Raw genomic sequence first — 21745 nt, 5'->3', positions numbered from 1 at the left:
TCGGTCCTTTCTTATCCCCAGTTACGGCAGACATACTTGATTTCGGTAAATGCCTCGAGGCCCTGTCGGGCACCCTCGCGGCCAATGCCGGATTGCTTCATCCCGCCAAAGGGGATGGGCGCACCGGTCACCTTGGTGCGGTTCACGGCCACCATGCCGAATTGCAGGGCGCGGGTGGCACGATAGATGCGCCGCGGATCAAGGCTGTGGACATAGGCCACCAGCCCGTATTCCGTGGAATTGGCGCGGGCGAAAACTTCGTCCTCTTCGTCAAAGACAGACAGCGCGGCGACCGGGCCAAAGGTTTCCTCGAACATGATCGCTGCCTCGTCAGGCACATCGGCCAGAACCGTCGGCGTGAAGAACAGCGGCCCCTTGTCGGCATCGACATCGCCGCCGGTCAGCAGCCGGGCGCCCTTGGCCAGCGCATCCCGAACATGGGCGATCTGCTTGTCGATCTGGCGATCATGAATCAGCGGCCCGATATCGGGATCCGTCATGCCATGGCCAACGGTCAGCCTTTCGACCGCAGCGGTGAACTTGGCGCAGAATTCCTCGTAGACGGGGCGGTGAATGTAAAAGCGGTTGGCACCAAGACAGTCCTGCCCTGAGGTGGCGAATTTGGCCTTGATTCCTTCGGCCACGGCGCGGTCGATATCGGCGCCCTGAAAGACGATGAAGGGGGCGTGTCCGCCCAGTTCCAGAACCAGGCGTTTGACGGTCTGGGCCGACTGGCGATAGAGCAGCCGTCCGATTTCGGTCGAGCCGGTGAAGGACAGTGCCCGAACCCGGGGATCCGCCGTCCATTCGCCGGCGATGGTTGCCGCATCGCCAATGACCGTGTTCACCACGCCCTCGGGGAAACCCGCGCGACGGGCCAGTTCGGCCAGAGCCAGTGCCGACAACGGCGTTTCGGCCGATGGGTGAATGACCACGGTGCAACCCGCCCCAAGCGCCGCGGCCGCTTTGCGGGTGATCATGGCCGAAGGAAAGTTCCATGGCGTGATCAGCGCTGCGACGCCGACAGGTTCACGCCACAGTTCCATTTCGGCATCGGCAAGATGGCTGGTGACGCCCTCGATATTGGGGCGCAGTGCCTCTTCGGCGTAGAATTGCACGAAGCTGGCGGCATAGTCGATTTCGCCCCGCGCCTCGCTGATGGGCTTGCCCTGTTCGGCGACCATGATGCGGGCCAGATCTTCCTTGTTGTCCAGCAGCAATCGGTGCCAGCGATGCAGAATGGCCGCACGGTCCTGGGGCAGCGTGGCAGACCATGGCGCAAAGGCGGCCTGCGCCGCATCGACGGCGGCGCGGGCCCCTGTAGCGTCGCTGATCGCGACCTGCGCCACCAGTTCTCCGCTAGCAGGGTCGCGCACGGCCAGACGGCCTTCACCGGCAAAATCACCCTGACATGGCAGCAGAGCGGCATCGGTCAATGTATCGGACAGGCGGGCAGACAGATCATCAAGCATCGCGAACCTCCTTGTTCAGCCAAGCATGGGGGCAAGCTGACAGATGATCTGACCAAAGACCCCATGGGCGGGGAGAGGATCTTTCTGATATGACGCTGCTGGCCGAGAGTTTTCTCGGCCCTCAGCCGTCCTTGGCCTCCAGAAGGGCCAGCGCGGGTGGCACCTCCTTGACGGGTTTGGTGACGATATAGCTGAAATACCGCCGCACGCCGGCGCGGCTTTCCAGCAGCCCGTCCATCATCGCCTGAAAGGTCGTGACATCGATGGCAACGATCTGCATCAGATAGTCGTATCCACCGCCAATCGCCCAGCAACCGACGATCTGGTCCATCCGCTCTATGGTGCGTTCAAAGATCTGGAAACTTTCGGCGCGGTGGCTTTCCAGTTCGACCGTGACAAAGACCTGCACATGCGGCCCCAGATCGGCAAGGCTGATTTCGGCGCGATAGCCACGGATGAGCCCGGCCTTTTCCAGCCGCTTCATTCGCTCCCAGCAGGGGGTCGGGGACAGGTTCACCCGCGCGGCCAGATCGGTCTTGGTGATTCGTCCCTCGCGCGACAGGGTCGCCAGAATGGCGATGTCACGATCATCCAGCCGAAGGTCGGGGCGCAAGCGGGTCATGATCTGCTTGTTCCCGCAAGGCCGTAAAATGTCAATCTGGACAAGCGCCTGCAGGGCAGCGATTCTGCGCGGATGACACATTGGCCCCTGACCCGTGCAGACATCACCCGCCCCGCCTATCGCAGTCTTGCCCAGGGGATCGCCGCCGCCATCGACGCGGGAAACCTGCGTCCGGGCGCGCGCCTGCCGCCGCATCGTGATCTTGCGTGGCGTCTGGGCCTGTCGGTGCAGACCGTCAGCCGGGCCTACGAGGAACTTATCCGCGCCGATCTGATCTCGGGTGAGGTCGGGCGGGGCAGCTTTGTCAAATCCGGCCCGCGAGAGACGGTCGAGGTGCCGTGGTTTCGGGCGCGCTCGGCCCGCCCGCCGATTGATCTGTCGATGATGACCCCGGTGCCTTTGCCCCGGATTGCCACGGCCTGGCAGGAATCACTGCAACGTCTCGCGGCGAATCTGCCCGATCCGGCGATGTATTCCTTTCGTCCGCGCCAGACCATGGCGCGCTATGGCGGCATGGCGGCCAGCTGGCTGGCGCGCTGTGGCGTGGTGGTTCCAGCGCAGCGGATCCTGATCACCAATGGCAATACGCCGGGGCTGATGGTGGCGCTGATGTCGGTGGCTCAGCCCGGCGAAGAGATCGCCACCGAAAGCTATACCTGCCATGCACTGCGCCCGGCGATCCAGCATCTTCATCTGAGGATACGCGGCATCGAGGGTGACGATCGCGGCATGTTGCCCGACGCCCTGGCCGAGGCGGCGCGTGCCGCGCATGGCAAGCTGCGCGCGGTATTCCTGTTGCCCTCCGGAGCGGGGCCGATCCCACGAATGATGGACCGCCAGCGGCGGGAAGAACTGGCCGCAGTGGCCGCCGAGAACGGCCTGATCATTGTCGAAAGCGATGTGACCGGCCCGGTGTCGCCGCGCCGCCCGCCGCCGATCTCCAGCCTTGCGCCAGACCGCAGCATTTACCTGACCGGCCTGACCAAATGCCTGTCGCCGGGGCTGAGGCTGGGATTCGTTGCCATGCCGGATGCCCTGACCGAGCGTATCCTCAACCGGCATCTGTCGGTGTCATGGATGGCGACCCCGATGATTGCCGAAATTGCCGAGGACTGGATCGGACAGGGGCTGGCCGACGATCTTTTGGTGGCGCAGCGCGCCGAGTTGGCCGCCCGCAACCGGCTGGCGCAGCGGATCCTGGGCGAGCGCAGCATCGGGCTGGCATATGGGTTGCATCGCTGGATTCCCCTGCCCGAGGGAAGCGATGAACCGGCGCTGGTGGAACAGGCATTGGAACAGGGCGTGGCGGTTGCGCCGGGTTCGGGCTTTGCGGTGTCGGATCGCCGCCCTGGCTTGCGTCTTTGCCTTGGCGGGGCAGGCCTCGGTGAACTGGACAAGGCCCTGACCATAATCTCGGCGCTTCTGCCTTCCTGACAGGCTTTCCGAGCATGCGGCGCAGGCCGCCGATTTGACAGTATCCGTCAAAATTGTCATGGTTTAATATAACAATTGACTTGGAAATGGGATCGTCTGAACTCTCGGGCAATCCGGAACGGGCAAAAAGAAACCCGAATCCCGCAACCAAGAGGGCTGGAGCGCGTTGCGTTTCCAAAGCCCATCAACAGGAGGTAACATGACCTATAAGACACTGACCGCTGCCAGTCTGGCGGCCCTGATACTGGGCGCCGGTGGCGCCATGGCTGACACCTGGCGCTATGCTTTCGAAGAGGCCCTGGACGAGGTGCAGGGCAAATTCGCACAGAAATTCAAGGAAGAGGTCGAGGCCAATTCCGACCATCAGGTTCAGTTGTTCCCCTTTGGCACCCTGGGCGAATCCGCGGACACGATGGAACAGGCGCAATCCGGCATCCTGCAGTTCGTCGACCAGTCGCCGGGCTTCACCGGGGCGCTGATCCCCGAGGCGCAGGTGTTCTTCGTGCCCTATCTGTTGCCGCAGGATCAGGACCAGCTGGACAGCTTCTTCCGCAATTCAAAGGCGATCAAGGAACTGTTCCCACCGCTTTATGCCGAACAGGGTCTGGAATTGCTGACCATGTTCCCGGAAGGCGAGGTCATGATGACCACGACGACCGAGGTCAAATCGCCCGAGGACCTCAACGAGGTCAAGTTCCGCGTGATGACCAACCCGCTGCTGGTCGAAGGATACAAGGCCTTTGGTGCCACCCCGACGCCGCTGCCCTGGGGCGAGGTTTATGGCGCACTGCAGACCGGCATCATTCAGGGGCAGGAAAACCCGGCATTCTTCATCGAATCGACCAAGATGTACGAGGTGACCGATTACATCACCCGTGCGGGCCACAACAACTTCACCACCGCCGTCATGGCAAACAAGGAATTTTTCGACGGGCTGCCCGATGAGGACAAGGACGTCATCCACAACGCCATCGGAACGGCATTTGACTATATTCTCGAGTATCAGACCGGCCTGACTGAAAAGTCGCTGGAAAAGATCAAGGAAGCCAAGCCCTCGATCACCATCAACACATTGACCGAGGAAGAGCGTGCGCCCTTCAAGGCAACGGCCGAGGCGGTCGAGCAGGAGTTCCTTGAAATCGGCGGACCCAAAGCCAAGGACATTCTGGACCAGATGAAAGCCGATCTGGACGCTGCCACCAAGTGATGGCCTGTCCCGCCGCGCCGCTTGTTGCGGCGGGATGTTTCAGACCCTGCCGACAGGTCGAGGCCTTCGGGCAATGCGATACGGATGCAGGGTTCATCAGATTATTTCAAATGGGACAGCGGCCATGACGCAAGACGACAAGCACGCCCCCGAAACTGATCCCGACATTCTTGCCGCTGCGGAAATCGGCGCAGTGGACGAAGATATCGACGATTCCCAATATGTCTCGGGCTTGCCGGGCATTCTGGGTGTCATTGATGTCGCCATCGCACGTATCGAGGCCGTATTGCTGGCCATCGGGGTGTTGCTGATGGCCGTCAATACCAGCGCGAACGTGCTGGGTCGATATGTCTTCGGGCAAAGCATTTTCTTCTCCGAGGAACTCAATCAGGCGCTGATCATCCTGATCACCTTTGCCGGTATCTCCTATGCTGCGCGCCATGGACGCCACATCCGCATGTCGGCCTTTTTCGACGCGATGCCCTTCAGGATGCGCAAGCGCATGATGATCCTGATAGCGGCTGTTACCTCGGCGGCCATGCTGCTGCTGGCCTGGTATTCTCTGGATTACGTGCTGGCACAGGCGTCGCGAGGCAGGTTGCTGCCGGCGCTGCAAATCCCGCAATGGTGGATCATCGTCTGGGCGCCGCTGGGGTTCTTTCTGACCGGGGTGCAATACGCGCTGACGACCATCAAGAACATCATCGACAAGGATATCTGGCTCTCGACAAGCACGCTCGAGGGCTATGACGACAGCCAGGAAGAAGAGGTCTGAACCATGGCATGGGCAATTTTCGGATCCATGATCGTCCTGCTTCTGCTGGGCTTTCCGATGATGATCCCGCTGATCGCGGGTTCGTTGATAGGCTTTGTCGCGCTGTTCGGCGGGCTTGGCCAGCTTGACACGATGGTGCAGCAGATACTGGGGGGCATCCGTCCAGCCAGCCTGATCGCCGTGCCGATGTTCATCTTTGCCGCCGACATCATGACGCGCGGGCAATCGGCCAACCGGCTGATCGATCTGGTCATGGCCTTTGTCGGCCATATCAAGGGCGGGCTTGCGGTATCGACTGCGACCGCCTGCACGCTGTTCGGCGCGGTGTCGGGTTCGACCCAGGCAACCGTGGTTGCCGTGGGCGGCCCACTGCGTCCGCGAATGCTGAAGGCGGGCTATAACGACAGTTTCATTCTGGCGCTGATCGTGAATGCCTCTGACATCGCCTTCCTGATCCCGCCCTCGATCGGCATGATCATCTATGGCGTCGTTTCGGGCACCTCGATTTCCGAGCTGTTCATCGCGGGCATCGGGCCGGGGCTGCTGATCCTGGCGATGTTTTCGATCTATTCCTACATCTATGCCGTGCGCAACAATGTCCCGGTCGAGGAAAAGACCAGCTGGGCGGATCGTGGGCGGGCGGTAAAGCGTGCGCTGTGGCCGCTTGGCTTTCCGGTCATCATCATCGGCGGGATCTATGGCGGGATTTTCTCGCCGACCGAGGCCGCTGCGGCCTGTGTGATCTATGCCGTCTTTCTTGAAACCATCGTTTTCCGCGAGATGAGCATGGCGCAGCTGTATTCGACCGCCAAATCGACGGGGTTGATCACGGCGGTTGTCTTTATCCTTGTCGGGGCGGGGGCGGCATTTTCCTATGTGATCAGCTTTGCCCAGATCCCGCAGGCTGTTCTGGGGGGAATCGGCATTGACGACATGGGCCCCTATGGCGTGCTGTTCACGATCTCGATCGCCTTCTTCGTGGGCTGCATGTTCGTGGACCCGATCGTGGTGATCCTGATCTTCGTCCCGATCTTTGCGCCGGTGGTGAATGCGGTTGGCCTGGACCCGGTTCTGGTCGGGACGATCATCACCCTGCAGGTCGCCATTGGCAGCGCGACGCCACCCTTTGGCTGCGACATCTTTACCGCCATTGCCGTGTTCAAACGACCCTATGTCGAGGTTGTCAAAGGGACGCCGCCCTTCATCTTCATGCTGCTGAGCGTGGCCGTCCTGCTGATCTTCTTTCCGCAGATTGCCCTGTTCCTGCGTGATCTGGCCTTCTCGAAATAAGGAATGACCCATGTTTGAACGGATTCTTGTTCCCTATGACGGATCGAACGGGGCCGAAATGGCGCTGGTGAAGGCGACCGAACTGGCCAGGATGTGTGACGCCCATCTGATCATCCTGACCGTCTATCGCCATCATTCGATGCTGGAAGCATCGCTGTCGATGGTGCGCGGCAACACCGATCCGGGCGGCAATCTGGATGCAACCATGCGTCAGACCGCCCGTGACGCGGCCGATTATGCCAAGAGCCATGCCCGCGACGCGGGTGTGGAAAAGGTCTCGGCCTTCATCAAGGCCGGGCAACCGGCAAGGACGATCGTCTCGATGGCCAAGGAAAAGGAATGTGACCTGATCGTGCTGGGGTCGCGCGGACTTGGGGCGACGGAAAACTATTTGCTGGGATCGGTCAGTCACAAGGTCACCGGGCTTGCCCATTGTCCTGTTCTGGTCGTCTGAAGAAAGGGCTCAACACCGATGTGGCGCGACAATCTGAACCGTTTCGGGCTGATCGCCCTAGCGACCGACCTGACGATCGAGGCCGACGCGGCCCGTCTGTTGCCCGATGACGCACGTCTGCATGTCACGCGGATCGCCTTTGACAATCCGACCACCGAGGAAAACCTGCGAAACACCGGTCCCCGCTTGCGGGCCGCCGCAGCCCTGTTGGTTCCGGATGTCGAGTTGAAGGGCATCGCCTTTGGCTGCACCTCGGCCTCGGCGGTGCTGGGCGATGGTGTGCAGCACGCCATAGGCGACCGCGCCCCGATTGCCACTCCGATGGCGGCAGCGATGCGCGGCTTTACTGCCATGGGCATCGACAGGATCGCGCTGATGACCCCCTATCTTCACGCCACGACCGATCTGGTTGGCGATCACTTCGAGGAACATGGCTTCAAGGTCGTCGCCCGTCATTCAATGAATTATGCCGATGATCGCGACATGGCCCTGCTGCCCGCCGATGAGATCGTGAATTTTGCCGTCGAGGCCAATCATCCCGATGCCGAGGCATTGTTCATTTCCTGCACGGCCTTGCCTGCCGTTTCCCTGATCGACCGGATCGAGCAGCGCCTTGGCAAGCCGGTGGTCAGCTCGAATCTGGCGCTGTTCTGGTCGATGCTGGATGTCGCGCAAATTCCGGCAAGTGGCCCCGGTCGTCTGTTCGAGGTCCGGACATGGTGACGCCTGATGATATCCGCGCAGCGGCGCAGCGGATCGAAACCATCATTCGCCCGACGCCGCTGCGCCCCGCGCCCGCCCTGTCCGCGATCGCGGGGGGCGAGGTCTGGCTGAAATGCGAACATTTGCAAGAGACAGGCTCTTTCAAGTTGCGCGGGGCGGCGAATGCCTCGGCGCGGCTTGGCGATGTGGCCGGTGTCACGACTGCTTCGACGGGCAATCACGGTCGCGCCCTTGCCTATGCCGCGCGGCAATTGAAACTGCCTGCGGTGATTTGCGTGTCCCGTCTTGTGCCGCAAAACAAGCTGGATGCCATCGCCGCGCTTGGCGCCGAGGCGCGTATCATTGGGGCAAGCCAGGACGAGGCCTTTCAAGAGGCGCGCCGTCTGAAGCGCGACGAGGGCTTTGCCCTGATCCCGCCCTTTGACCACTCCGACGTGATTGCCGGGCAGGGAACGCTTGGCTTTGAAATTCTTGATGAAATCCCCGATGCCGCCAGCATCGCCATTCCCCTGTCGGGCGGTGGCCTGCTGTCGGGTGTGGCGCTGGCGGCCAAATCGCGCCGCCCCGATCTGCGCATCATCGGTATCAGCATGGAGCGTGGCGCGGCCATGGCGGCCAGTCTGGCGGCGGGTCATCCCGTCGAGGTCGAGGAACTGCCCACGCTTGCCGACAGCCTGGGTGGCGGTATTGGTCTGAAGAACCGCCTGACCTTCCAGATGACGCGCGATCTGATGGATGATCTGATCTTGCTGAATGAAGAGGAGATTGCCCGCGGCATCCGGCATCTGTTCCGCGAAAACGGTGAATATGTCGAAGGTGGGGCTGCAGTTGGCGCCGGGGCCGTTCTTGCGGGCAAGCTGCGCGCGGAGAACGGGCCGCTGGTGCTGATTCTTTCGGGCCGGAATATCGACGCTGCGCAACATGCGGATATCCTGAGGAGTGGATCATGAGCGAGGTTCTGATCCTGTCCGAAGATCAACTGCGAGAACGGGTCGGGCTGGACGAGGCGCTGATCGGCGTGATCGAATCCGCTTTTGCGAGTCTTGCCGAAGGTGGGGTGGTCATGCCGCCGATCCTGTCGATGCATATGCCCGACATAAACGGGGAACTGGACGTCAAGACCGCCTATGTGCCGGGGCTGGACGGTTTCGCGGTCAAGATATCGCCGGGCTTTTTTGACAATCCGTCACTAGGGCTGCCTTCGACCTCGGGGCTGATGGTGGTGCTGTCTACCCGGACGGGGCGGGTTCAGGCGGTGCTGCTGGACAATGGATATCTGACCGATCTGCGCACGGCCGCCGCTGGCGGTGTCGCCGCCCGTCACCTGTCGCGCCCCGACAGCCGACGCGCCACGATCATGGGATCAGGGCTGCAGGCCAGAATGCAGTTGCAGGCGCTGCGGCTGGTGCGGCCGATTTCCGAGGTCACGATCTGGGCGCGCGACGGGGCCAAGGCCCGGGCGCTTTGCGCGGAACTGGGGGATGAGATGCTGTCGGCCAGATGCAGCGAAGATCCTGCCGAGGCTGTCACCGGGGCGGATATCATCGTGACCACGACCCCCGCACATCATCCGATCCTGCGCGCCGAATGGCTGCGCCCCGGACAGCATGTCACCGCCATGGGCAGCGACCAGTCCGGCAAGAACGAACTTGATCCCCATTGCCTGGATCACGCCGATCTCTATGTGGCCGACCGGGCCAGCCAGACGCGCCTGCTGGGCGAACTGCGCGCCGCGCTGGAGCTTGGGCTGATCGCCGCGGATGCCGATATCCCCGAGCTGGGACAAATCATCGCCGGCCACCATCCGGGCCGCACCTCACCCGAGCAGATCACGATTGCGGATCTGACGGGCACCGGCGTGCAAGACACTGCCATTGCCACCCACGCGCTTGCCGCGTTTTCGAAAGAGCCCTGAATGCCCGAACTGCAAAGGACAGCCGAACGTTTTTCAACTGCCGAGTATGAAGAACGCCTTCGCAAGACACGTTCCAGCATGGCCAAGCTTGGCCTTGACCTGCTGATCGTCAGTGACCCGTCGAACATGGCCTGGCTGACAGGCTATGACGGCTGGTCCTTCTATGTGCATCAATGCGTCATTGTCGGCCCGGAGGGGCCGCCGATCTGGTTTGGCCGCGGGCAGGATGCCCAGGGGGCGCTGCGCACGGTCTGGATGAGCGATAACCACATCATCGGCTATCCCGATTTCTACGTGCAGTCGGTCGAGCGCCATCCGATGGACTACCTCTGGGCGCAGTTGGCCGATCGTGGCTGGCATCGCGGCTTTATCGGCGTCGAGATGGACAACTACTGGTATTCGGCCAAGGCCCATGAACGGCTGGTTTACGGTCTGCCCGACGCCCAGATTCTGGATGCGACCGGGCTGGTGAACTGGCAGCGTGCCGTCAAGACCGACAAGGAACTGGAATATATGCGCAAGGCCGCGCGTATCGTCGAGCGCATGCACCGGCGCATCGCCGACAAGGTCGAGGTCGGTATGCGCAAATGCGATCTGGTCGCGGAAATCTATGATGCGGGCCTGCGCTTTGACGAATGGTCGGGTCATGGCGGCGACTATCCGGCCATCGTGCCGCTGCTGCCATCCGGGCCGGATGCGGCCGCACCGCATCTGACCTGGGACGACCTGCCGATGAAATCGGGCGAGGGCACCTTTTTCGAAATCGCGGGCTGCTATCAGCGATATCACGTGCCGCTGTCGCGCACGATCTTTCTGGGCAAGCCGCCGGTCGAGATGCTCGATGCCGAGAAGGCGGTTCTGGAAGGAATGGAGGCCGGTCTGGGTGCCGCCCGCGCCGGCAATACCTGCGAGGATGTCGCGGCGGCCTTCTTTACGGTTCTGGACCGCTATGGAATCGTCAAGGACAACCGCACCGGCTATCCCATCGGCCTCAGCTATCCGCCCGACTGGGGCGAACGCACCATGTCGTTGCGCCGAGGTGATCGCACCGAGCTGAAGCCGGGCATGACCTTCCACTTCATGACCGGTCTGTGGATGGATGAATGGGGTTATGAAACCACCGAATCCATCATCATTACCGATGGCGAACCGGAAACTTTCTGCAATCTGCCCCGCAAGATGTTGGTGAAGGAATGACTGCCAATCCCATTTCCCCGACAATTCCGCTGGATCAGCCCGGCAAGCATCACGGATTTCTGCGTCTGCCCTATAGCCGCAACGACAGTGCTTGGGGGTCGGTGATGATTCCCATCACGGTCATCGTCGGGGGCAGGGGGCCCACCGCGTTGCTGACCGGGGGCAATCATGGCGACGAATATGAAGGCCCCGTCGCCCTGCAGGCACTGGCCTGGGAAACCGATCCGGCAGATGTGACCGGGCGGATCATCATCGTGCCTTATATGAATTACCCCGCCTTTCGGGCCGGCACACGGGTCAGCCCGATTGATCAGGTCAATATGAACCGCTGCTTTCCGGGCAAGCCGGATGGCAGCGTCACCCAGAAGATTGCCCATTACTTCCATGACGTGCTGGTGCCTGCTGCCGATCTGGTGCTGGACTATCATTCGGGTGGCAAGACGCTGGACTTCCTGCCCTATGCCGCTGCCCACTATCAGGACGACGCCAGCCACGAGGCCGCCTGTGTCGCGGCGGTCAAGGCTTTCGCGGCACCCTATACGATGATGATGCGCGAGATCGACAATGTCGGCATGTTCGATACTGCGGTCGAAACGCAGGGCAAGATGTTCGTGACGACCGAACTGGGCGGGGGCGGGACAGCAACCGCAAAATCGACGCGGATCGCGATACGCGGCGCGCGTAACGTCCTGCGCCATGCGGGAATCCTGTCGGGCGAGATCGAAACCGATGGTCCCACGCAGATGCTCGATATGCCGGGTGATGACTGCTTTCACTTTGCAACCCGCGACGGGCTGATGCAGCCCTTGGCCGACCTGGGGGATCAGGTGCAGGCCGGGCAGGTGATCGCTCAGATCTGGCCGCCTGACCGCACCGGCGTCGAACCCGTCCAGGTCTTGGCCAACCGCGATGGGGTCATTGCCGCGCGCCATTTCCCCGGCCTTGTCCAGACCGGTGATTGTCTTGCCGTGATCGCGGTCGCCTAGTTGCGGTTCCATTGCGGCGGGCATGGCCTGCCGCCCGAGCGCCCCGGCATTATCGTGCCGGGGCGTTTTCAGTCGGGGCGGAATTGAACAGCCACATCAAAAGGTTCTCTCTTTCCCGATGAAGGTAGCCTGTCGCGGTGCAGAGCACATTGACACGCCTCTTTGCTTATGGTGCATCGGACCCGATCGGAACATAGGTGGAACAATGCGCGACGCAAAAGCTACTGAACACGACAAGACCAGCGCCGTAGCCCTGAATGTGTCCTTTGCCAGTTCTGCGAAAGTGAACTTTGCGTCCGCCCAGAACGGTGTTTCCATCGTCAACGATATCTGCCTGCGCAATGCTGGCGAACATGCGCTGGAAAACCTTGAAGTTCAGGTCATGACCAGTCCTGCCGTGATCAAGCCGGTCACCTGGATGGTGGATCGCCTGCTGCCCGGCAGCGAACGCATCCTGTCCGATCTGGAGATGCCTTTGGATGTCGGGCTGCTTGCTGGCTTGAATGAGGCTGAAATCGGCAATCTCACGCTGTCGGCGCGCTGTGGCGAAGATGAGATTTTCCGCGAAGACCGCCAGATCGAGTTGCTGGCCCGCGATGAATGGGGCGGTCTTGGTGACATGGCTCACCTGCTGGCAGCCCATGTTTCGCCCAATGACGGTGTTGTGGCGGCAATCCTGAAGGATGCCGGACGGCTGCTGGAGCGCGCGGGGCACAGCGGGGCCATTGACGGCTATCAATCCCGGGATCCGGGCCGGGCCTGGATGCTGGCCGGGGCGATCTGGTCGGCGGCCACCGCCCTGGGGCTGACCTATGCCTATCCTCCGGTGTCATTCGAACAAAGCGGGCAGAAGATCCGCGATCCGGGACGGATTCGTTCCGAGGGGCTGGCGACCTGTCTGGACAGCGCCTTGTTGCTGGCTGGCTGTTTCGAGGCCGCGGGACTCAATCCGGTTGTCCTGTTTTGCGAAGGCCACGCCTGGCTGGGGGTATGGCTGACGCCGCGCGACTTCGGATCGGTCACCGAACCTGACGTGATGACGGTGCGCAAGGCCATCGAGGCCCGGGAATTCGTGGCGATCGAGACGACATTGCTGACCAAGCGCCCGACAATTGGCTTCGAGGAAGCCGTGCAGGCGGGGCGGGAACATGTCGCAGAACGCAACGAACATACATTCCTGCTGGCGGTCGATATTTCGCGCGCCCGTGCGGCCAGAATCCGCCCTCTGGCCTCGCATCGCGTGGAACCCGAGGTTGATGTCTCCGAGATTCCGGCCAGCCCGGCGGCGCTGCCCAAACCGCTGGACTTCGACTTTCTGCCCGGAGACCTGATCGAGGATGAACCCGCGACTGCCGCCGACCGGATCTCCAGGTGGCAGAGCAAACTGCTGGATCTGTCGCTGCGCAACCGGCTGCTGAACTTTCGCGACACGAAGCAGACGCTGCCCTTCCTCTGCCCGGATGTTTCTGCACTGGAGGACCAGATCGCCGGTGGCGGAAAGTTCACCATCCTGTCGCTGAAGGATGAGGATCCGCTGCAGCGGCGCGATCTGCTGGCCAATCAGGAACCACGGGTTCTGGAAGAGGTCGCGCGCGATGCCTTTGCGCGCGGACAGATCGCGGTTCCCCTGACGGGCAAGGACAGCAGTAACCGCTTGCTGGCCCTGTATCGCAAGGCGAAGAGCGACATGCAGGAAGGGGGGACCAATACCCTGTTCCTTGCCGCAGGCTTCCTGCGCTGGAAGAAATCGGAGCATGACACGCGTGGCTATCGCGCGCCGCTGCTGTTGATTCCGGTCAAGATCTCGCGCCGCTCGGCCCAGTCGGATTTCGTGATCGAGCGTCACGAGGATGACGTGCGCATGAATGCCACCCTGCTGGAATTCCTGAAGCGCGATTTCGACCTGCGTATCCCGGAACTGGAAGGCGAACTGCCCCGCGACGACTGCGGATATGACCTGCCGCGCATCTTCGAGATCATGCGCCGCAAGGTCAGGGATGTCAGTGGCTTCGAGGTGGTCGAGGATCTGGCGATGTCGACCTTTTCCTTCGCCAAATTCCTGATGTGGAAGGATCTTGTCGCGCGCACCGACAGCCTGCGGGAAAGCGCATTGGTCCGGCATCTGGTCGACAACCCGACCGAACCCTATCTGTCCGAAGGCGATCCGGGCCTGCCTGCCGCCGCTGATGTCGACCGTCGCATCGCCCCGCGCGATCTGTTCACGCCGCTTCCGGCAGATTCCTCTCAGCTGTCCGCGGTTCTGGCCGCGCAAGAGGGACATGATTTCGTGCTGATCGGGCCGCCGGGCACCGGGAAAAGCCAGACCATCGCCAATATCATTGCGCAATGTCTGGCGGTGGGAAAGACCGTACTGTTCGTGGCCGAGAAATCGGCTGCGCTGGATGTCGTGCACCGCCGCCTTTCTGCGCATGGCCTGGCCGATGCCGTGCTTGAGCTTCATTCCAACAAATCCGATCGCAGATCGGTGCTGGATCAACTCGGCCGAAGCTGGGAACGGGCTGGAGAGGCCTCGGACAGTGAATGGATCCAGGTGACGGACGATCTGTCGGTTACGCGTGACCAGTTGAATGCCTATGTCACGGCGCTGCATCGCCCGGGCACGCAGGGCTTCAGCGTCTTTCAGGCTGTCGGTCATGCAGCCAAAGCACAAATGCCGTTCCGCCTGTCATTCGACAACAAGGACGCCCATGACGCCGAGACCTATCGCCATCTGCAGCGCCTGTCCGAAGCCGTCGGGCGCTGTCACCAGATTGTCGCCGGGCGGCCACCGCTGCCCCTGATCCGGTCGGACGACTGGTCCTTTGGCTGGCAGGCCGAACTGCTTGAGCGCGCCGAGGTCTTGCGCACAGCGACGCGTGAGTTGATGCAGGCCGCATCGGGATTGACGGCGCCATGCGGTCTGGGTCGCGACGAAACCGGGACCGTGCAGCGGCTGGAGTGGCTGAATGAACTGGCCGCCTTTCCCGAAAGTGGCGAGGATGTGACATGGGCGCTTTCTGGTGACATGGGGCGTATAGGCTCGGATGTCGATGACCTGCTGCAGCTTCTGGCGAGATACCGGGAAGCCGTGGCTAGATTGACGGCTTCCTATCCCATGGATCAACTGGACAGCATCCCGCTGGAACAGATGGATGCCGATTGGCGGCGGGCACAGACCAGGACATGGCCATTCTCGGCCCTTGCAAAATCCGCAGTCCGCAAGCTCTTGCAGACCTATGCGCTGGGCGGCAATGCCGATCCCGCCAGCGATCTGGCTGCGCTGTCGCAGGCAAGACGGTTGTGCAGCGAGATCGAGGCCGTGCCGCTGCAGGGCTGTCCGGCCTTTCAGGGATGTCAGACCGATGAAGCCCGCCTGAAGACCTGGGTTCAAGAGGCGAAGGCGCTGCGCGATACATTGCAGCGGATGTCGGGGGAGATCGTCGATGAGGCGCTCTGGCGCGAGACAGCGCAGGCGCTGGCGAGGCGCGATGCCGGCAGCTTGCGCGGCAAGCTCGACGAGTTCCGCGAACTCTATCAAGGCTGGCGCGCCAAATGTCAGGCCTTCCAGCAGACGGCAGGAGCGGACACCGGCCAGATATCACTGCGTGAACTGGGAGAAACACTGGACAATATCCTGTCTAACCGTGGCCATCTGCAGGACTGGACCCAATGGATGGGTGCGCGCAATCAGGCCTGTGCCGCCGGGCTTGGCCCCCTGGTCGAAGCCATCGAGTCCGGGCAGATCACGACCGACGCTGGCGAGGCGTTCGAGGCCGCCTATGCGGAATGGTGGCTGCCTCTGGCAATGGATGCCGAACCCTGTCTGAGAGGTTTTTCGCATTGGTCACATGAAGATGCGATCGAAAGGTTCAGGGCACTGGATGATCGGGCCACCGCCATGGCGGCCGGTCAGATCCTGCAGCGGATCCGCCACGGTCTGCCCGCCAGGGATGCGGTGGCGCGGCGCTCGGAACTGGGAGTCTTGCGTCATCAGCTTGGGTTGCGCCGTCCCAGCATGCCCATCCGGACATTGATTTCCGAGATGCCCGACAGTTTCACCAAGCTGGCTCCCTGCGTGTTGATGTCACCGCTGTCAGTGGCGCAATATCTGCCGGCGGGACAGACCGCCTTTGACGTGGTGATCTTCGATGAGGCCTCGCAGATCACCACATGGGATGCCATTGGCGCGATTGCACGCGGACGGCAGGCCATCATCGTGGGCGATCCCAGGCAGTTGCCGCCAACCAATTTCTTTGGCCGCACCGATGACTCGGAAGAGGATCTGCCCGAAAGCGAAAAGGATCTGGCCTCGATCCTTGATGAGGTCGCCGCCGCCGGGATCCCGACCTTGCAGCTCAACTGGCATTATCGCAGCCGCGACGAATCCCTGATCGCCTTTTCGAACTGGCATTACTACGGCGGCCGGCTTGTCACCTTCCCGTCACCCTCGACCACATCGCAGGCGGTCCGGCTGCATCAGATTGACGGCACCTATGCGCGCGGGCGCGGGCGCACGAATGAAGACGAGGCCCGCGCCATTGTGCGCATGAGCGTCGCACGGATGAATGACTGGCTGGCGCTGCCCGAAGAGGACAGGCCGACCCTTGGGGTGATCACCTTCAATGCCGAGCAACAGGGGCTGATCCTTGATCTTCTGGATGAAGAGCGCCGCCGCAATCCCGATCTGGAATGGTTCTTCGAGGAGGATCGCGAAGAACCCGTCATCGTGAAGAACCTTGAGAACATTCAGGGGGATGAGCGGGATGTGATGCTGTTCTCGATCACCTTCGGTCCCGATCACGCGGGCAAGCTGTCGATGGCCTTCGGGGCGTTGAACGGTGATGGCGGCGAAAAGCGTCTGAATGTCGCGGTCACGCGGGCGCGCCAGGAACTGCATGTCTTTGCATCGGTCCGGGCCGAGCAGATCGACCTGAGCCGCACCAAGTCGCTTGGCGTCAAGCACCTGAAGGGCTTTCTGGATTTCGCCGCGCGTGGCCCCGAGGCCCTGCCGGCGCAGGATGACGGCTCTCTTGGTCCGGTCGAAAACCCGTTCGAGGCCGCGATCAAGGTGGCCATCGAAGCCAAGGGGTGGGAGCTGCGCCCGCAAATCGGCGTTTCCGGTTTCCGCATTGATCTGGGAGTCGTGCATCCCGATCACGCCGGTGTCTATCTGGCTGGTCTGGAATGTGATGGCGCCACCTATCATGGCTCGGCCACGGCGCGAGACAGGGACAAGGTGCGTCAGGCCGTGCTGGAAAACCTTGGCTGGCGGATCCTGCGCATCTGGTCGACGGATTGGTTCAAGAACCCGGCGGCGGTCGTTGAACGCATCCATGATGCACTGACGGATGCACTGGAAGAAGACCGCCGGAAACGCGCAGCGGCGCGGGCGGATCACGCGATGAATCTTGCCGGTGGAGCCGCAGCGGCTGACGCGGCCGATGAAGCTGGCGAAGTTTCCGAAGCTCATTCGCAAGATCCGGACCCGGCGGTCGTCATGGGGCGGTCCGGAATGGTGAATGCGGCAGAAAGAGAAGGGCGCAAGGCTGATACCGGGCAACCCGTCCCCGAACCGGAACGCTTTCATGAGGCCGCCTATATTCCGACCCTTGAAGCTCTGGTTGTCAGGGTCGTCGAGGCCGAAGGTCCGATGCCGATTTCATTGCTGGGGCGACGTATCTCGACCATGCATGGGTGGCAGCGAACCGGGCGCCGCATTGCCGAGCGGGTCAGGGCAGCCCTTGGTCGCGCTGAAGTCCATCTGGAAGATGGTGTCGAATTCGTCTGGGCGCGGGGCAGCTATGCCTATCGCATCCCATTCCGGCCTGATCTGGATCGCAACCTGCGTGAAATCTCGCGCGCCGAGATCGCGGGTCTGATGGATGCGCATGAGGATGATCTGCGCCACAGCGAGGATCCGGTTCTGGAACTTGCGCGGCTGGCAGGTATCCATCGCCTGTCCGGAGATGCACGCAGCTATCTGGATCAATGCCTGCTCTGGCGCGCCGAAACCGCGCCCGACTGAGGTGATCATGACTTCCCGATAGTGGTTCGGCGCCGGTCAGATTCACCGGCCGGTCATTCACATGAACATCGCTCTGCCAGTGATGAACTGGCAGAGGACAGCCCCATGGATGCAGCAGCTTGCCCACCTGCTTGCGGCTGACATCACGCTGCAACCATCCAGATATTTCAAATCAGGTCAATGGCTTGGCATGGCGATGGCGCGCATTTCCGGCCCTGCTTGAACCTGCTTCAGATTCCTTACGCAGCTTGATGTCGTGACCATCCTTGCAGCAGGGCAAATTAATCTCTTGACGGAAAAACCATCCTCAACGTAGTTTTGCGTTATAAAAGTCGATTTCTGCAAAATGAAACTACATGTCCGACAAAGGAGATCCGAATGCTTGCGAAAACCACCATGGGACTGGTTTCCGGCCTTGCACTCATGCTTGCAGCCTGGCCAGCACTGGCCGAAGGGCCGCTGGATGAGATCACCATTGCCTATTACACGGAGTGGCCGATTCCGGTGATGGCCTACAAGGACAACCCCAAGCTCGAGGAAGAATTGGGCGTCAAGGTTAACTGGGTCTCTTTCGAGACGGGCACTGCCATGAGCGCGGCAATGGCTTCGGGCGATGTGCAGATCGCACTGAGCCAGGGTGTGCCGCCCTTTGTCGTGGCGGTGTCCAGCGGTCAGGACCTGCAACTGATCGATATTGCGGTCAATTATTCCGATACCGACAACTGCGTGGTTCGCTCGGATCTTGAAATCGACAAGACCAATGCCGGGGAACTGGCGGGCAAGAAAGTGGCCGTGCCCCTGGGAACAGCGGCGCATCACGGCTTTCTGCGCCAGATGGAGCATTTCGGGGTGCCGCTGGAAAGTCTGCAGATCGTCGATATGGACCCGCCCACCAGCGCAGCGGCGCTGGCGCAAGGGGCCATCGATTTTGCCTGCGGCTATGGCGGCGGCCTTGCCCGGATGAAGGAATACGGCAATGTGCTGCTGACCGGAGCCGAGAAAGAGGCGATCGGCATTCTGGTCTTTGATGCAACCACGGCCCCGGCCGATTTCATTGCCGAGCATGAGGACATCGTTACCAAGTTCCTTGCGATCAAGAATGAGGCCGCACGGACATATAATTCCGGCGAGGCCAGCGAAGAGATGCTGCAGGCCATGGCCGATGCCTCGGGTATGGATCTGGCGGGGGCCAAGGCCTCGCTTGAGCTGATGACCTTTCCTGAAGCCGAAGAGCAGCTGTCCGAGGATTGGTTGGGCGGACGGGTTGTGCCCTTCATGAAGGAAGTCGCCGAGGTTTTCGCCGAAACCGGCGCGATCGACCATGTTCTCGACAGCTATGAACATGCCCTCAATACCGGTCCGCTGAAGGCCGCATCACAAATGTGATGCCCCACCCGCAAGTTTTTCCGCCGCATGCGGCGTCGAAGTCTGCGGGTGCCGTATTTCTTACCTGAGAACGCAACAATTGATGGACAGGCCCCCGTGGCCTGAAGGAACGCGTATGAGCGGTTTACAACTCGACAATGTGTCGATGCGATTCAATCTGGCCAATGGAAACTACGTTCAGGCGTTGCAGGACGTGTCGTTGCAGCTGAAGCCCGGAGAGTTGCTGAGCATTCTGGGGCCTTCGGGATGCGGCAAGACCACCCTGTTGAACATCATCGCCGGTTTCCTGGCTCAGACCAGCGGCTCGATCCGGCTGAACGGGCACGAGATCACCGGGCCCGACGCCGAACGTGGCATGGTCTTTCAGAAAGGTGCCCTGTTCGAATGGATGTCGGTGCGTGAGAACGTGGCTTTTGGTCCGGCGATGCGGGGCGCGCCCAGGGCCGAGATCGGCGAGAAGGTCGATCACCTGCTGGATGTGGTGGGGCTGAAGGATTTCAAGGACAAGGCGACCTATGAACTGTCGGGCGGGATGCAGCAGCGCGTGGCGCTGGCGCGCTGCCTGGCCAATGATCCCGACATCATCCTGATGGATGAACCGCTGGGGGCGCTTGATGCGCTGACGCGCGAGAAGATGCAAAGCCTCGTGCTCAAGCTGTGGAAAGAGACCGGCAAGACCATCATCCTGATCACCCATTCGGTGGAAGAGGCGCTGCTGCTGGGAGAGCGACTGATCGTGATGGCGCCGCGCCCCGGGCGCATTCAGTCGGAATATCGGCTGCCTTTCGCGGACATGGGCGTCAGGACCGATCTGCGCGAGGTCAAGAAGCACCCCGATTTCGCACCGAAACGCGAAGAAATCCTGAGCATGATCTGGAACATGGAGGAAGAAATCATGGGACGTTCGGAGGCCGCGGCATGATACCGCTCTTGATATACCTCGGCTTGCTTTGCATGGCGGCACTGGCGATATCCACGGCGCGCAGATTTGCCCATGCCAGTGATTTCACCTCGCTCAAGACGGTCACCTTCGGCGATGAAAGCGCGGTGCGTCCCGACAGGGCTGCCGGGATCCTGTCGGTGCTGACGATCTTTCTGCTGTGGGGCGTCTTTACGGGATCAAGCCTGATTCCGTCCTTTCTGCACGCCCCGGCGCCTTTTGTCGGCACCACCAGTTTCACCTATACCGTCGAAGCGGATGGACAGCGCGACGATGCGACGGTGACCGTCGTGGTTCACAAGCCGGATGCCGATGTGTCGCTGCCCGAAGTTGATCCCGGTGACGGCTTTGTGCTGAATGATGTCGCCTCGGTCGCGCAATGGCGCTCGGCGCTGCTGCGGGTCGAGAAGAATGACCTGATCGGCAAGGCTGACGGGGCGCGGATCGTCGCGATTGACGGTCAACCGATCACGGCGGGGCAGACCGTCAAGGTCGCCAATGGTTCGGTCACCCTGTCCAGCCAGGGCACGCCGAATTTTGCGCCTGAGCGGGGTTGGCAGATGGAGCCGCTTTATCTGCCTGCGCCCGAGGATGTCTGGCAGCGCAGCCTGCAGATCCTCCACGACGGTTTCCGCAATTCCTCGCTGTCCGAACATCTGGGCTATTCGCTGTTTCGGGTCGTGGCGGGCTTTCTGCTGGGTTCGCTGGTCGGAATTCCCCTGGGCTATGCGATGGGGCTGAGCAATTTCTTTCGCGGCTGGTTCGATCCGATTGTCGAGTTCATGCGTCCGGTGCCGCCTCTGGCCCTGATCCCGTTGGTGATCATCTGGGCGGGAATTGGCGAAAGCGGCAAGATCATTCTGCTGTTCCTGGCGTCGTTGTGGATCATGGCCATCGCCGCGCGTTCCGGCGCCAGCGGCGTGAACATCTCCAAGGTGCATGCCGCCTATTCGCTTGGGGCCAGCAAGTGGCAGGTCTTGCGCCATGTGATCATCCCCAACTCGCTGCCCGAGATATTCACCGGTGCCCGGGTAGCTATGGGGGTGTGCTGGGGCACTGTCGTCGCGGCCGAACTGGTCGCCGCCGAACAGGGCGCGGGCATGATGATCATGACCGCGTCGAAATTCCAGAACACCGATATCGTGATCATGGGAATCGTCATGATCGGCGTGATCGGCTTTGCCATCGACGTGCTGATGCGCATGGCCGAGCGGGTTCTGGTCCCCTGGAAGGGCAAGGTCTGAACCGCGCACAGCGGATCGCACATTGCAGAAAGAACAGAGGCCGCGCCTTCAGGTGCGGCCTTGCTGCATTTGCGC

17 protein-coding genes are annotated in these 21745 nt (G+C 61.6%); 15 read left to right on the top strand and 2 right to left on the bottom strand.

The features are described 5' to 3' along the window. Positions 1 to 11: 11 nt before the first annotated feature. Together JHW44_RS09385 and JHW44_RS09380 are read right to left on the bottom strand one after the other, a co-directional pair. Positions 12 to 1472: an NAD-dependent succinate-semialdehyde dehydrogenase gene (locus JHW44_RS09385; RefSeq protein WP_089344654.1), complete on the bottom strand. Its 1461-nt coding sequence runs from the start codon at positions 1470 to 1472 to the stop codon at positions 12 to 14. A 121-nt stretch (positions 1473 to 1593) separates the two neighbouring features. Further along, positions 1594 to 2094: an Lrp/AsnC family transcriptional regulator gene (locus JHW44_RS09380; protein WP_089344749.1), complete on the bottom strand. Its 501-nt coding sequence runs from the start codon at positions 2092 to 2094 to the stop codon at positions 1594 to 1596. Between the two features lie 72 nt (positions 2095 to 2166). On the opposite strand from JHW44_RS09380, the gene ehuR reads away from it, so the two are divergent. The 15 genes from ehuR to JHW44_RS09305 all read left to right on the top strand — a co-directional run bounded on the left by ehuR (position 2167) and on the right by JHW44_RS09305 (position 21670). Continuing rightward, on the top strand, positions 2167 to 3528 hold the full coding sequence (gene ehuR / locus JHW44_RS09375) for a MocR-like ectoine utilization transcription factor EhuR (RefSeq protein WP_089344655.1): 1362 nt from the start codon (positions 2167 to 2169) through the stop codon (positions 3526 to 3528). A gap of 199 nt (positions 3529 to 3727) precedes the next feature. Beyond that, positions 3728 to 4735 carry a TRAP transporter substrate-binding protein gene (locus JHW44_RS09370; protein WP_089344656.1) on the top strand — a complete coding sequence of 336 codons (1008 nt, stop codon included), beginning with the start codon at positions 3728 to 3730 and terminating at the stop codon, positions 4733 to 4735. A 124-nt stretch (positions 4736 to 4859) separates the two neighbouring features. Next, positions 4860 to 5510, top strand: a complete 651-nt coding sequence (locus JHW44_RS09365; RefSeq protein WP_089344657.1) for a TRAP transporter small permease — start codon at positions 4860 to 4862, stop codon at positions 5508 to 5510. Positions 5511 to 5513: 3 nt separating this feature from the next. After that, positions 5514 to 6800 (top strand): TRAP transporter large permease, encoded by a 1287-nt coding sequence (locus tag JHW44_RS09360; protein ID WP_089344658.1) that lies wholly within the window; start codon positions 5514 to 5516, stop codon positions 6798 to 6800. 10 nt (positions 6801 to 6810) lie between these two features. Continuing rightward, positions 6811 to 7254: a universal stress protein gene (locus tag JHW44_RS09355; RefSeq protein WP_089344659.1), complete on the top strand. Its 444-nt coding sequence runs from the start codon at positions 6811 to 6813 to the stop codon at positions 7252 to 7254. Positions 7255 to 7272: 18 nt separating this feature from the next. Beyond that, positions 7273 to 7977 carry a maleate cis-trans isomerase family protein gene (locus tag JHW44_RS09350; RefSeq protein ID WP_089344660.1) on the top strand — a complete coding sequence of 235 codons (705 nt, stop codon included), beginning with the start codon at positions 7273 to 7275 and terminating at the stop codon, positions 7975 to 7977. Then, positions 7971 to 8927 (top strand): hydroxyectoine utilization dehydratase EutB, encoded by a 957-nt coding sequence (gene eutB, locus JHW44_RS09345; RefSeq protein ID WP_089344661.1) that lies wholly within the window; start codon positions 7971 to 7973, stop codon positions 8925 to 8927. The genes JHW44_RS09350 and eutB overlap by 7 nt, the downstream gene beginning before the upstream one ends. After that, positions 8924 to 9892, top strand: coding sequence for a cyclodeaminase (locus JHW44_RS09340; protein ID WP_089344662.1), 969 nt, complete (start codon positions 8924 to 8926; stop codon positions 9890 to 9892). The genes eutB and JHW44_RS09340 overlap by 4 nt, the downstream gene beginning before the upstream one ends. Then, entirely contained in the window at positions 9893 to 11089 is a 1197-nt protein-coding gene (gene doeA, locus JHW44_RS09335) for an ectoine hydrolase DoeA (protein WP_089344663.1), read from the top strand. After that, complete coding sequence (gene doeB, locus JHW44_RS09330) at positions 11086 to 12075, top strand: N(2)-acetyl-L-2,4-diaminobutanoate deacetylase DoeB (protein ID WP_089344664.1); 990 nt, start codon at positions 11086 to 11088, stop codon at positions 12073 to 12075. Before doeA ends, doeB begins: the two co-directional genes overlap by 4 nt. 205 nt (positions 12076 to 12280) lie before the next feature. Beyond that, positions 12281 to 18100 (top strand): DUF3320 domain-containing protein, encoded by a 5820-nt coding sequence (locus JHW44_RS09325; protein ID WP_089344665.1) that lies wholly within the window; start codon positions 12281 to 12283, stop codon positions 18098 to 18100. A 61-nt stretch (positions 18101 to 18161) separates the two neighbouring features. Then, complete coding sequence (locus JHW44_RS09320) at positions 18162 to 18323, top strand: hypothetical protein (RefSeq protein ID WP_179217731.1); 162 nt, start codon at positions 18162 to 18164, stop codon at positions 18321 to 18323. Positions 18324 to 18478: 155 nt separating this feature from the next. Next, the gene (locus JHW44_RS09315) at positions 18479 to 19486 is read left to right on the top strand and encodes a taurine ABC transporter substrate-binding protein (RefSeq protein WP_089344666.1); all 1008 of its coding nucleotides are present in this window, start codon (positions 18479 to 18481) and stop codon (positions 19484 to 19486) included. 115 nt (positions 19487 to 19601) lie between these two features. Next, positions 19602 to 20408: an ABC transporter ATP-binding protein gene (locus tag JHW44_RS09310; protein ID WP_089344667.1), complete on the top strand. Its 807-nt coding sequence runs from the start codon at positions 19602 to 19604 to the stop codon at positions 20406 to 20408. Continuing rightward, complete coding sequence (locus JHW44_RS09305) at positions 20405 to 21670, top strand: ABC transporter permease (RefSeq protein WP_089344668.1); 1266 nt, start codon at positions 20405 to 20407, stop codon at positions 21668 to 21670. The genes JHW44_RS09310 and JHW44_RS09305 overlap by 4 nt, the downstream gene beginning before the upstream one ends. Positions 21671 to 21745: the final 75 nt, after the last annotated feature.

This window comes from Paracoccus seriniphilus (assembly GCF_028553745.1).
Lineage (GTDB): Bacteria > Pseudomonadota > Alphaproteobacteria > Rhodobacterales > Rhodobacteraceae > Paracoccus > Paracoccus seriniphilus.
The sequence above is the reverse complement of the archived record's forward strand: the minus strand, read 5'-3'. Positions and strand labels throughout refer to the sequence as shown.

Bases quoted from the DNA above. Each gene is read 5' to 3' on its own strand.
- JHW44_RS09355 (WP_089344659.1), top strand. From the start codon at position 6,811: ATGTTTGAACGGATTCTTGTTCCCTATGACGGATCGAACGGGGCCGAA.
- JHW44_RS09325 (WP_089344665.1), top strand. From the start codon at position 12,281: ATGCGCGACGCAAAAGCTACTGAACACGACAAGACCAGCGCCGTAGCC.
- JHW44_RS09370 (WP_089344656.1), top strand. From the start codon at position 3,728: ATGACCTATAAGACACTGACCGCTGCCAGTCTGGCGGCCCTGATACTG.
- JHW44_RS09350 (WP_089344660.1), top strand. From the start codon at position 7,273: ATGTGGCGCGACAATCTGAACCGTTTCGGGCTGATCGCCCTAGCGACC.
- JHW44_RS09310 (WP_089344667.1), top strand. From the start codon at position 19,602: ATGAGCGGTTTACAACTCGACAATGTGTCGATGCGATTCAATCTGGCC.
- ehuR (WP_089344655.1), top strand. From the start codon at position 2,167: ATGACACATTGGCCCCTGACCCGTGCAGACATCACCCGCCCCGCCTAT.
- eutB (WP_089344661.1), top strand. From the start codon at position 7,971: ATGGTGACGCCTGATGATATCCGCGCAGCGGCGCAGCGGATCGAAACC.
- JHW44_RS09320 (WP_179217731.1), top strand. From the start codon at position 18,162: ATGAACATCGCTCTGCCAGTGATGAACTGGCAGAGGACAGCCCCATGG.
- JHW44_RS09315 (WP_089344666.1), top strand. From the start codon at position 18,479: ATGCTTGCGAAAACCACCATGGGACTGGTTTCCGGCCTTGCACTCATG.
- JHW44_RS09360 (WP_089344658.1), top strand. From the start codon at position 5,514: ATGGCATGGGCAATTTTCGGATCCATGATCGTCCTGCTTCTGCTGGGC.
- JHW44_RS09380 (WP_089344749.1), bottom strand. From the start codon at position 2,094: ATGACCCGCTTGCGCCCCGACCTTCGGCTGGATGATCGTGACATCGCC.
- JHW44_RS09365 (WP_089344657.1), top strand. From the start codon at position 4,860: ATGACGCAAGACGACAAGCACGCCCCCGAAACTGATCCCGACATTCTT.
- JHW44_RS09305 (WP_089344668.1), top strand. From the start codon at position 20,405: ATGATACCGCTCTTGATATACCTCGGCTTGCTTTGCATGGCGGCACTG.
- JHW44_RS09340 (WP_089344662.1), top strand. From the start codon at position 8,924: ATGAGCGAGGTTCTGATCCTGTCCGAAGATCAACTGCGAGAACGGGTC.
- doeB (WP_089344664.1), top strand. From the start codon at position 11,086: ATGACTGCCAATCCCATTTCCCCGACAATTCCGCTGGATCAGCCCGGC.
- doeA (WP_089344663.1), top strand. From the start codon at position 9,893: ATGCCCGAACTGCAAAGGACAGCCGAACGTTTTTCAACTGCCGAGTAT.
- JHW44_RS09385 (WP_089344654.1), bottom strand. From the start codon at position 1,472: ATGCTTGATGATCTGTCTGCCCGCCTGTCCGATACATTGACCGATGCC.